An 11,185-nucleotide genomic window follows, 5' to 3' on the forward strand; every position below is an offset into this window, starting at 1 on the left:
GCGGACCGGCGTTGCGGTCCTGGCGGAGGCCACCCTTTATGCCACCGGGTATGACGCATTAGTGACTTGATACCAAATGAAGATGACGGGACGTGCGCGGCCCCTCGATCGGGGCGCGCTCGACCACCTGCCGCGAGGTCAGCGGCTGGGGAACGGTGACGGTAATACGGGGACGCACGGCCTGACGGCGGCCAGCCAGGGGGAACCGGCCCGCGGTGCGAAAACGGAAGAACTCGCGAAGGAGCTTCATTGGCCCATCTCCTCTTTATACGGTGCCCACGGCACCGTTAGGAGCGGGCCGGACTTCCCTAGTCGAGGAAAGCGCCGGCCAACCGCTGGCGGTTGCCGCGAACGATCAGCTTGTTTTGCAATGCCGGCACCCGATGCTCGCGGATGTCGACGTTGCGACTAGGGTAAACGTCCATATGCCTTGGTTAGTTCGGACAGAGGCCCGGCCAGTCAGAAGTTGCACCGGTGGGCCCGGAAATTGTCATGCTGCGGTGCGAAACTGTCAAGTCTTGGAAATAAATTTTTTGCAACAGCCCTTGAATGAAGAGCGCAGCCCGGGCCTATCCATCAGATAGGCATGGCCTAGCTCCGCATTCACCATATCGCCTGATAGAGGCACCTCAACCATTGGCCCAGTCACCAAAGCCATCGCCACGGGAGCTTGGTGAAGGCCATTTTCCCAGACGCTCTTCACAAAAAGCGCTTTGAGTGTCAGATCCGCTCTCGGACACAGCCGGGCGTATCAATAGGCTTGAAAGCTCCCTGCGGGAGACATCCACAACAACCAGTGGTCGGCGAGCAGGAATGCAAAAAGAGCCATCAAATAAATGACCGAATACTTGAACACCCGCATCGCGAAGTATTCGTCCGGCGGGTTCATCAGGCGGATCGCGTAATAGAGAAACCCTGCGCCCAGCACCACTGCACCACCGAAATAGATCAGGCCGCTATGGCCGGTGATCGAAGGCAGCAAGCTCACCAGTACCAGCATGATGGTGTAGAGCAGGATCTGCCAGCGGGTGTATTGCACGCCATGCGTAACCGGCAACATCGGGATCTGTGCACGTGCGTAGTCGTCGCGGCGGAAGATCGCCAGCGCCCAGAAGTGCGGCGGGGTCCAGACGAAGATGATCAGGCACAGCTGCAAGGGAAAAGGATGCAGTGCGCCAGTGACGGCGGTCCAGCCCAACACCGGCGGAATCGCGCCGGCCAGGCCACCGATCACGATGTTCTGCGGCGTAGCGCGTTTCAGGTACGCGGTATACACCAATGCGTAACCAATCAGGCCAGCGAAGGTCAGCAACGCCGTGAGTACGTTCACCCATACGGCCAGCACCACCATCGACACGATGCCGAGGAGAGTCGCGAACACCAGCACTTGCCTGGCGTTGAGCTTGCCGGTGGCAAGCGGACGGCGCGCAGTGCGCGCCATCAGTTTGTCAATGCGCTCGTCGATCAGGTGATTGAATGCGGCCGCGGAACCTGAGGCCAGCCAGATGCCGAGTGTGCCAAGCACCAGGGCGCGCCAAGGTGGAATGCCAGGCACGGCGAGGAACATGCCGATCACTGCGCAGAACACCAGCAGCGCGACGACGCGCGGCTTGGTGAGCTGCAAGTATTCGCGCACCAGCGTCATGCCAACGACTCCGAATCATCCGCATGCCAGGATTGCAAACGCGTGTAATTGGCCAACAACGCAAATAGCAACAAGGCAGCGCCACCGTTGTGCAAGGTCGCCACCGGCAGGGGCAAGCCGAAATGCACGTTGCTGATACCGAGCAATACCTGTACCGCCAGCACGACGGCCACGGCGATACCGCCGAAACGAAATCCGTTGTGCATAAGGCGGTAGGCAAGCCACGCGAGATAGCAGAACACCACCAGCGCACCAATGCGGTGCGCGATCTGGATTGCGCTGCGCGCCGCCATGTCGAGCACGCCGCCTTCGTAGTTCACGCCGATCTCGCGCGACAGCGTAAAGCCCTGATGAAAATCAGTAGGTGGCGCCCATTGTCCCAGGCAGGTCGGGAAATCCGTGCCGCAAGCCAGCGCCGCATAGTTTGCCGACGTCCAGCCGCCTAGCGCGATCTGGCAAGCAAGCAACACGATGCCCCATACCACCGCCCGGCGCAGCGCGGCGTGGCGGTCGTCCGGCGAACCCAATCCGCTGTAGCGCAAGGCCGCATAAGCCAGCAGGCCGAACGTGGTCATGCCGCCGAGCAGATGCCCCATCACCACGATCGGCTTGAGCAGCAGCGTCACTGTCCACATGCCCAGCATGGCCTGGAAGATGATCACGCCCAACGCCAATACGCTCATCTTCAGCGCCGCACGTTCGCGCAGCCAGAAGGCGCCGGCCGTTGGCAGCAAGATCGCCAGCAACGCCAGGCCTGACGACCAGTTGCGTTCGCCATGCAAATACAAGGTGACGCCCGTCGCCGCAAACACCGCACTGATAATTATGGCAAGCATCACGACGCGATCGCGCCGCGCTGCCAGTAGAGCGAGCAGCACCACCAGCACGCCCAGGGTGCCGGCCAGCATGCGGTGCACCTGCTCGCGCCAGGCTTTGCTTGCTTCATACGGGCGATCGGGAAAGGCCAAGTTGGCGGCGGCAACGGCCTGCTCGTGGTGCGGCCACGTGGCTTTGCCATAGCAGGTGGGCCAGTCCGGGCAGGACAAGCCGGCATTGGAGAGCCGGACGAACGCACCGAACATCACCAGGCCGAAGGCGAACGCCGCCGCGAGCACAGCGAGATAGGGAACAATTTTGCGGGAGCGCAGCGCCATCAACGAATTACCTTCTGCAGATCCTTGCGCAGACCGCTCGGATCGAAACCGACAGGATACCGCGCCAGGGCCGTGCCGTCGGATTCCACCAGCAAGGCGCTCACGCTGTCAGGGGTGGTCGGGCGGTATGCAACGAGGCTATTGGCCACGTCCGAACCTATGGCCCAGTAATTGCGCATGCCATCGGAGGCCGCATTGGCCGGCGGCGGCCCGACATACAACAGGCGCAGGCGCGACATGTTGTTGTTGAGCGTGATCCGCGCGGCGGCCATCTTGGTGAGCGTGTCGATGCAGTGCGCGGCGCAATCGGGCCCCGTCAGCGCGATCAGCGTCATGCGCGGTTCGGCGTCGCGCCAGGCCCAAGTTTTCCCGTCGGCCAGGCGTATCTGCACATGGTCCTGGTCGAAGTTGCGCTGCGGGACGATGGGTTCGCCATAGGCCTTGCCGCTGGGCTGCCAGCCGCTCAGATTGAGCAAGCCTGCCGCGATGATCGGCGCGGCGAACACCAGGATCACCAGCAGGAATTTCAGGCGGCTCGTGCGTCGATTTGTTGGCGTGGAGGTAGTCATGTGAAGCTTCAAATTTCCTTGTCGGCGTGCCCGCTTTCCGGGAAATCACGGCCGTGGGGGCGACGGCGCTTGCGGTGCAGCCATAGAAAAATCACTACCGCCACCAGCGCAAACGTGAACCATTGAAACGCATACGCACGATGTCGCGCAGGCGGCATTGAAGAAAGATCGAGCGTGTGCACTCGCACGTAGATCGCCGAAGGATCGGCATCCAGCACCAGGACGCGCGGATACAACTTTTCATGCAAGTCGGTCGCTACCTGATCCAGATCCAGGTACACCGACGTCTTGGGCCAATGTTTCTGCTGCGCGAGCGCATTGCCGCCCATTTCCAAGCCCGTGCCAGGCGGCGGCTGATACACGCCTTGCAAGGTCTGCTGCTCGGTAGGCAGAGGCGGCAACTCGGGCGCCTTGTCCGAGCCATTGCCCGGCAGAAAGCCAAGGTCCACCAGCAAACCCTTGCTTTGGTCGACAGGCTGGAACGGCGCATACACCTCCACGCCGCCCATGCTGTCGTGCTTGGGGTTGTCGAGCAGATACAGGCGATCGGCCAGGTAATGACCCTGCACGCGTACGCGTGGATACGCATTGATGGGGGGCTGATCGGCCACCGCATCGAACGCCTTGACCGGCGCACTCGCCGCCGCGGCATACCGTCGCAGAAGCTCATCCTTGTAGTCCGCGCGATGCAGCTGCCATACGCCAAGACGCACGAAAACAAGCACTCCGACCACCGTCAGCAGCACCGACCACCATGCCGGACGGCGCATACCGCTCACGCGGCAAGCCCACGGTGCATGGCTATACTGGCGATGTCGAGCCTGCTTGGGATTCTCACGTGGAAACCATTTACAAAGTAGCGCTGGTGATCATGTTCCTGGTGGTGATCTTCAACCTTGGCCAGGCGCTGTATTTCATGATGACCGACAAGGAAGGCAGCAAACGGACCGTGTGGGCGCTGACCCGCCGCATCAGTTTTTCCCTGATCCTGATTGCGATGGTCATTCTCGGTATCCGGATGGGCTGGATTCACCCGCACGGCGTGGGCCAGTAATTGTAGCCGCCCACCCCACCCGCGCGCCGCACTGCGACGTTCCGGCACGAAAAAGCCGGCTTTCCCCAGCGGCCGCCCATATATCGGGCGGCTTTTTGGGGCCGACCAAGGCTCTGCTTAGAAGCCGAGCTTCACCCCAAGGTTGAAGCCGTTGATGCTCTGGCTCTTGTCCGAGAAGTGGCCGTTGTAGGCGATCCAGCCGGTCAGGTTCGACGTGATCTGCGCGCTCAAGCCAGCAGTGATCGAGCCCCAGTTCTTGTCCGGCGTGAAGCCGGGCATTTCGAAACTGCCGTTCATGCTGTTGAGGCCGGCGGTGACCATGTCGGTCTTGGCGCGGCTGTCGTGGTTCCAGCCCAGCTCGGCAAACGGCGTTACGGCCATGCCCTGGGAGTGCAGCGTGCCCTGCAGGCGCCAGCCCAGCGTGCTGATCACGGCATTACGTTGCTGCCGGCCGAACCACATCGCCGTCGCATCGTTGCCGTTTTCGTTGTAGCCGTCGATCTTGATGTTCTGGTATTCGAAGTTCGCGAACGGACCGGTCTTCAATGCGTTGAAGTCGAACCAGTAGCCGCCATGCAGCCCCAGGCCAACGTACGAGCCATCCACCTTGCCGCTTTCATTCGTGTGGTAGTTGCCGACCATGAACGTACGGTCGACACGGGTGTAGCTGGCCTGGCCGAAATCGCCATACACGCCGGCATAGGCGCCGCCGGTGTGCCAGGTCACGTAGCCCAGGCCGGTCAGTGCTTGCAATTTGTAACCGCCGCCACCAGTGACATCGGCGTTGTGTTGGCCGACGCCCAGCGCGACACCCGCGGAGATGTTGTCACTCGCATGGATGTCCGCACCGAGGGTGAGGTCCACATTGTTGCTGCTGGTGCGGGGAGCACCGGCGTGCTGGTCGAAATGCTGGTTGGCGTAGTTGACGTTGGCGAACGCGCGCGTGGTGCTGCCGAACGTGTCGGCTGTCATCTGGTCGCGCACCACGGCGGTCTGCGTGGTCACGGCGGCGAGCGGGGCCTCCTGCAGTAGCGAGATCTGTTGCGGTGCCGCCAGTTCGGAGAGCACCACCTGCCCGAGCATCATGTGCCCCGCCGTGGTGGGATGCACACCGTCCGCGTACAGGTAGCTCTGATTCGTGCCCGGCGCATAGGTGTAGGGCAGGCCCGAACCCTGTGGGCCGCACTGCACCGAACTGGAGCCGGCGCCGCACGCTGGCGTGGTGACATTGCTAAAGCCATAGGCGCCCGGATTGGCGATCACCTGATTGACCAGGGCGAAAGTGTTGACCGGGATGATGCCTTTGCCCAATTGCTTCAAGCCGGCGTTGAGCTGGCTGTTGAAGATCACGCCCAAGCCGGTCAGCGAGGTCGCTGCGGAACTGCCTTGCGCAAGCGCTTCGGGCGTCACGCCGATGTTCGGCAGATTGAACACGAGGATGTTCTTGGCGCCGGCGGCCTGCAGCGCACCAAGCAGCTTCACTTCCTGCTGTCCGGCGGCGGCGATGGTCGCTTGGGCCTGGCTTGCGGTCTGCAGCGTAGACACACCAGCCGCCAATTCGACCTGAAGATCCACCATGTTCGGCGGGATCTTAGGGGAAATTGGAAATCCAATTAATCCTGGAAATCCAATTAATCCCCCGGGGATGCCCGGCGGGGATTGCCCGGCCTGCATCTGGTCAATGAGTTGTTGGGCGGTCGCGCGAGCCGCGACTGAAGCGGCAGCGTTCAAGATATCGTTAGCACCACCCCACATTACATATAAAGCATGGCTGTCGACCTTATTGCTTGCCAAATAGCTGGTCACCTGGCGGGTGATGGTCGGCACGGCCCACTGCATGTGGGGTGCATTGTTGTTGACGCCTGCACCACCCCAGGCGTAATCGCTACCCCCAATCGATGAAGCGCTCAGCGAATAACCCAATCCGGCCGCAACATTCTGTACGGTCACCGCACCCGGATTTGTAGTGGATTCAAGCGGCGACTGAATATGCGGATTGATCGCCAATGAAATATTGCCAGCATCACTGAGGCTGTCGCCAAAAACCACCACGCTGTTGAAGGTTGAATGCGAATTGCTCGTCGCATGTACAACGCCGGCCATACCGAGGGCCAGCGCCACAGCGCCAGCGATCTTACGAGGGTGGAGCATGTGAGCGTTCCTTCGTCTATTGGTTATCGGGGGTGATGCATTAATGCATGCGGGTCGATTACGGCGTCCCGTGCCTTGTCAGCACAGTAGATGCTTACAAGAATGCCAATCCATGGGTGTGCCGCGGCAACCCAAGTACATTCCTAGCAGGAAGACCCATTGTAACCACCCGCCAACCCGCCGCACTGCGACGTTCCGGCACGAAAAAGCCCGCCTTGCGGCGGGCTTCGTCTTTGTAGGCTGGGATGGAATCCCAGCTTTGTTGTGGCTTGGCGATGCTGGGATTGTCATCCCAGCCTACATTTCCCTTAAAGGATGTAGACGAACATGAAGAGGCCCAGCCACACCACGTCCACGAAGTGCCAGTACCAGGCCACCGCCTCGAAGCCGAAGTGGTGGTCCTTGCTGAAGTGGCCGGCCAGCACGCGCAGCCAGATGATGGCCAGCATGATGGTGCCCAGCGTCACGTGCAGGCCGTGGAAGCCAGTGAGCATGAAGAAGGTGCAGCCGTACACGCCGCTGCCGAGGGTGAGGTTGAGTTCCTTATAGGCCTCGGCGTACTCGTGCGCCTGGCAGAACAGGAAGCTGGCGCCCAGCAGCACGGTAAAGCCCAGGAAAGCCAGCACCTTGCCGCGGTGGCCGGCCTTCAACGCATGGTGCGCGATGGTCACGGTAACGCTGGAGCTGAGCAGGATCAGCGTGTTCAGCAGCGGCAGGCCCCAGGGGGCAACGGTCTGGAAGGCGCCGCCGACATGGCCAGGGCCATTGCCGCCGCCCGCACCCCACGAAGCCGCGTAGTCGCTCCACAGGAACTGGTGAGTCAGCACGCCGTGGCCGTAGCCGCCCAGCCACGGCACCGAAAACATGCGCACGTAGAACAGAGCACCGAAGAACGCGCCAAAGAACATCACCTCGGAGAAGATGAACCACATCATGCCCATGCGGAACGAGCGGTCCACCTGGCTGTTGTAGAAACCGCGCATGGATTCATGGATGACTGAGCGGAACCAGCCGAAGAACATCCCGAGGATGCCAACGAAGCCAATCAGCAGCAGCGTCTTGCCGAAGCCGCTTTCGCCGGGCTCCGCATTCAGCCAGTGCGCCGCACCGAACACGGTGATGAACATGACCACCGCGGCCACGATCGGCCACTGGCTCTTGCTCGGTACGTAGTAGATGTCGTGCTGCTGACCCATGGTGTGTATCCCGTAGATGTTCCTGGTGACCTACGTGCCCCGCCGCTACGGCGGTTACTGCATGAGCGCTTCCTGGATTGCCTGCGCGTGTGCCTGTGGATGATGCTGCAGCCAGAGCATCTGCGCGATCGAGACCACGAACACCACGAAGGCGACGATGCCTACCGCTACCGCGGTGCGCCGCGCGCGACGCACTCGCTGTGCCTGTTCCGATCCGAGCGCTTGATGATCCAGCTTCATGCGATCAGTCCTCGACGTGTCCATGCGCCAGTTCCTCGTCATGGACGACCGGCGCGATGGAGAAGGTGTGATGCGGTGCCGGCGACGGCACCGTCCATTCCAGGCCCTTGGCGCCTTCCCATACGCGGTCGGTGGCCTTCTTCTTGGAGAACCACACGCAATGGATGAGCACGCCCAGGAAGATCAGCTGCGAGGCGCCGAACAGGAAGCCGCCGATCGAGCTGATCATGTTGAAGTTGGCAAAAGCCACGTTGTAGTCCGGGATACGGCGTGGCATGCCGGCAAGGCCGAGGAAGTGCTGCGGGAAGAACAGCACGTTCACCCACACCACCGAGTTCCAGAAGTGCAGCTTGCCCCAGAACTCGCTGTACATATGACCGGTCCACTTCGGGATCCAGTAATAAGTGGCCGCGATGATGGCGAAGATCGCACCGGTCACCAGCACGTAGTGGAAGTGCGCCACCACGAAGTAGGTGTCGTGATACTGGAAGTCCGCCGGCACCAGCGCCAGCATCAGGCCGGAGAAGCCACCGATGGTGAACAGGATCACGAACGCCACCGCGAACAGCATCGGCGTCTCGAAGGTCATCGAGCCGCCCCACATGGTGGCGACCCAGTTGAACACTTTCACGCCGGTCGGCACCGCGATCAGCATGGTCGCGTACATGAAGAAGATTTCCGCGCCCAGCGGCAGGCCTACTGCGAACATGTGGTGCGCCCACACGATGAACGACAGGAAGGCGATCGAGGCGATCGCGAACACCATCGCCTTGTAGCCGAAGATCGGCTTGCGCGCGAAGGTGGGGATGATCTCCGAAATGATCCCGAACGCCGGCAGGATCATGATGTAGACCTCGGGGTGACCGAAGAACCAGAACACGTGCTGGAACAGCACCGGGTCACCGCCGCCGGCGGCATCGAAGAAATGCGTGTTGAAGTATTTGTCGGTGAGCAGCATGGTCACCGCGCCGGCCAGCACCGGCATCACCGCGATCAGCAGGAAGGCGGTAATCAACCAGCTCCACACGAACACCGGCATCTTCAGCAGATCCATGCCCGGCGCGCGCATGTTGAGGATGGTGGCGATGATGTTGATCGCACCCATGATGGAGCTGATACCCATCAAGTGGATTGCGAACACCACGTAGGCCGTGGAAGCGCTCTGCAGCGACAGTGGCGGATACATGGTCCAGCCGCCGGCGGGGCCGCCACCGGGCAGGAACAGCGTGGAAAGCAGCAGCGCGAAGGCGAACGGCAGGATCCAGAACGAAAGATTGTTCATGCGCGGCAACGCCATGTCCGGCGCACCGACCATCAACGGGATCATCCAATTGCCCAGGCCGACGAAGGCCGGCATCACCGCGCCGAAAATCATCACCAGCGCATGCATGGTGGTCATTTCGTTGAAGAAGTACGGCTGCACCAGCTGTAGGCCCGGCTTGAACAGCTCGGCGCGGATCACCATCGCGAAGCTGCCACCGATGAAGAACATCAGCAGCGAAAAGACCAGGTACAGCGTGCCGATGTCCTTGTGGTTGGTGGACATCACCCAGCGCTGAAAGAAGTTCAGGTGCTCGTGATGCTCGTCGTGACCATCATGGTGGTGCTGATCATGGGTGGCTGCGTGGGCCATAGCCTTAGAACCTCTACCTCAATGAGTGCTTCGGTCGTGAACTGCGGTGGGCCGCCGAGAGATCAACCCTGGGAATTTTGCTTCGGTGCAAGCTGCGCTGTCGCCTGGGCGGGCACCGCCGCCGTAGACGCCGGAGCCGGCGCGGGCGTGGCAGGCTTCTGCTGGTCCGCCAGCCACTTGGCGAAGTCTTGCTGCGATACAGCCTTCACCACGATCGGCATGAAGCCATGGTCCTGGCCGCACAGCTCTGCGCACTGGCCGCGGTATACACCGGGCACCTTGATGTTGGTCCAGGCCGCATTCACCACGCCCGGAATCGCATCCATCTTCCAGCCCAGCGCAGGCACGAACCAGGAATGGATCACGTCGTCGGCGGTGATCACGAAACGGATCTTGGTGTTGATCGGCACCACCAGCGGATGATCGACATCCAGCAGGTAGGTGTTCTCGTCACCGACTTTCACGGCATAGGGATCGAGCCCGGAATCGAGCTGGCGGGTGGCGTTGCTGCGATCGTCCAGCCGGGACATGAAGTCGACGTGGCTGATCGGCTTGCCGAGGTAGTCGACGTAGTCGTAGCGCCACTTCCATTGGTAGCCGGTGACTTTCACCGTCATCTGCGAGCCGGTGGTGTCAGAGAATTTTTTGAGGCCATCGGTCGCCAGCCAGGCGAGGCAAACGAGGATGACCACCGGAATCGCGGTCCACACGATTTCCAGGGTGGTGTTGTGCGACCACTTCTCCGGCACTGCGCCGCGCGATTTGCGGAAGCGGAACATGGCGATGAACATCGCGCCGAACACCAGGATGCCGATCACCACGCACACGATCAGCGAGTAGTTGTTCAGCTCGTAGGGAACTTCCGAATAGGTCGTCACGCCAGGCGTGAGATTCAACTGGCCAGGCTGCGGATTGGCCAGGACGGCGCTGCCGATGAGACTTGAGGCTAGGCCCAACGCCCCGATTGCATGCTTGAAGTGCTTCCCAACCCTGATGCCATGCTTCCCGATGCCGCCAGCTGTCATGTTTGCACCTTTGTTGAACCTACCTGCGCTCAGCCTTGAGATCGGCCAGCAACGCCCTGAGTTTCCGGAACAGCTCGGTGCGTTCCTCGTCGGTGAGGAAAGCCCCTACTTCCAGCTTGCGTCCATGCGACGACAACAACAATCGGTAACGCCCCTCCCCTGACTCCAGCAGCACGCGCACCCAATAAGGCTGGAAACGCGTGCAGCGGCGTCCAGGCAGGGTTTGCACCTCCACCGACTCTGTGTCGAGGGTGATGCGTTCGCTGCGGTCGCCGGCCCGCCATGCCACGCTCAAGGCGATGGCCACCGCGGAAGCCTCGATCAGGGCGAACAGCGGAGCGAAGACGTCGCCCTGCCACGCTCCCAGACCTGCCGTTATCAACGCCAGCGCAGCCAGCACCAGGATCAGATGACGCAGACCACGCCGACTGAGTACGCGGTTGGGCCGAAGCCACAGCACGTACGGCACGCCGCCAAGGGCTGGTCGAAGCACGATCATGGAAGTCTTAGCGTGCCTG

Annotated in this window: 12 protein-coding genes; 1 reads left to right on the forward strand and 11 read right to left on the reverse strand. The window is 61.5% G+C overall.

What is annotated here, in order from left to right; genetic code table 11:
* Positions 1-58: 58 nt before the first annotated feature.
* The 5 genes from QQJ96_RS00890 to QQJ96_RS00910 all read right to left on the reverse strand — a co-directional run bounded on the left by QQJ96_RS00890 (position 59) and on the right by QQJ96_RS00910 (position 4,147).
* Positions 59-250, reverse strand: coding sequence for a hypothetical protein (locus tag QQJ96_RS00890; RefSeq protein ID WP_284330009.1), 192 nt, complete (start codon positions 248-250; stop codon positions 59-61).
* Between the two features lie 501 nt (positions 251-751).
* Positions 752-1,645 carry a heme o synthase gene (gene cyoE / locus QQJ96_RS00895; protein WP_284330010.1) on the reverse strand — a complete coding sequence of 298 codons (894 nt, stop codon included), beginning with the start codon at positions 1,643-1,645 and terminating at the stop codon, positions 752-754.
* Positions 1,642-2,799 carry a COX15/CtaA family protein gene (locus tag QQJ96_RS00900; protein ID WP_284330011.1) on the reverse strand — a complete coding sequence of 386 codons (1,158 nt, stop codon included), beginning with the start codon at positions 2,797-2,799 and terminating at the stop codon, positions 1,642-1,644. The genes cyoE and QQJ96_RS00900 overlap by 4 nt, the downstream gene beginning before the upstream one ends.
* On the reverse strand, positions 2,799-3,368 hold the full coding sequence (locus QQJ96_RS00905; protein ID WP_284330012.1) for a hypothetical protein: 570 nt from the start codon (positions 3,366-3,368) through the stop codon (positions 2,799-2,801). Before QQJ96_RS00905 ends, QQJ96_RS00900 begins: the two co-directional genes overlap by 1 nt.
* 8 nt (positions 3,369-3,376) lie before the next feature.
* On the reverse strand, positions 3,377-4,147 hold the full coding sequence (locus tag QQJ96_RS00910) for an SURF1 family protein (RefSeq protein ID WP_284330013.1): 771 nt from the start codon (positions 4,145-4,147) through the stop codon (positions 3,377-3,379).
* A 59-nt stretch (positions 4,148-4,206) separates the two neighbouring features.
* Here QQJ96_RS00910 and QQJ96_RS00915 point away from each other — a divergent pair, with 59 nt between their 5' ends.
* The gene (locus QQJ96_RS00915) at positions 4,207-4,422 is read left to right on the forward strand and encodes a twin transmembrane helix small protein (protein WP_284330014.1); all 216 of its coding nucleotides are present in this window, start codon (positions 4,207-4,209) and stop codon (positions 4,420-4,422) included.
* Positions 4,423-4,539: 117 nt separating this feature from the next.
* On the opposite strand, the gene QQJ96_RS00920 is transcribed toward QQJ96_RS00915, so the two are convergent.
* From QQJ96_RS00920 to QQJ96_RS00945, 6 genes are all read right to left on the reverse strand, one after another.
* Positions 4,540-6,573 carry an autotransporter outer membrane beta-barrel domain-containing protein gene (locus QQJ96_RS00920; RefSeq protein ID WP_284330015.1) on the reverse strand — a complete coding sequence of 678 codons (2,034 nt, stop codon included), beginning with the start codon at positions 6,571-6,573 and terminating at the stop codon, positions 4,540-4,542.
* Between the two features lie 308 nt (positions 6,574-6,881).
* Positions 6,882-7,769, reverse strand: a complete 888-nt coding sequence (locus tag QQJ96_RS00925; RefSeq protein WP_284330016.1) for a cytochrome c oxidase subunit 3 — start codon at positions 7,767-7,769, stop codon at positions 6,882-6,884.
* A 54-nt stretch (positions 7,770-7,823) separates the two neighbouring features.
* Positions 7,824-8,009: a hypothetical protein gene (locus QQJ96_RS00930; RefSeq protein ID WP_284330017.1), complete on the reverse strand. Its 186-nt coding sequence runs from the start codon at positions 8,007-8,009 to the stop codon at positions 7,824-7,826.
* 4 nt (positions 8,010-8,013) lie between these two features.
* Positions 8,014-9,642, reverse strand: a complete 1,629-nt coding sequence (ctaD, locus tag QQJ96_RS00935; protein WP_284330018.1) for a cytochrome c oxidase subunit I — start codon at positions 9,640-9,642, stop codon at positions 8,014-8,016.
* Between the two features lie 62 nt (positions 9,643-9,704).
* Positions 9,705-10,667, reverse strand: a complete 963-nt coding sequence (coxB, locus tag QQJ96_RS00940; RefSeq protein WP_284330019.1) for a cytochrome c oxidase subunit II — start codon at positions 10,665-10,667, stop codon at positions 9,705-9,707.
* Between the two features lie 19 nt (positions 10,668-10,686).
* Complete coding sequence (locus QQJ96_RS00945; protein WP_284330020.1) at positions 10,687-11,166, reverse strand: DUF2244 domain-containing protein; 480 nt, start codon at positions 11,164-11,166, stop codon at positions 10,687-10,689.
* Positions 11,167-11,185 lie beyond the last annotated feature (19 nt).

Origin of the sequence: Dyella flagellata (assembly GCF_030160275.1) — a bacterium.
In the GTDB taxonomy this organism is placed as follows: Bacteria; Pseudomonadota; Gammaproteobacteria; order Xanthomonadales; family Rhodanobacteraceae; genus Dyella_B; species Dyella_B flagellata.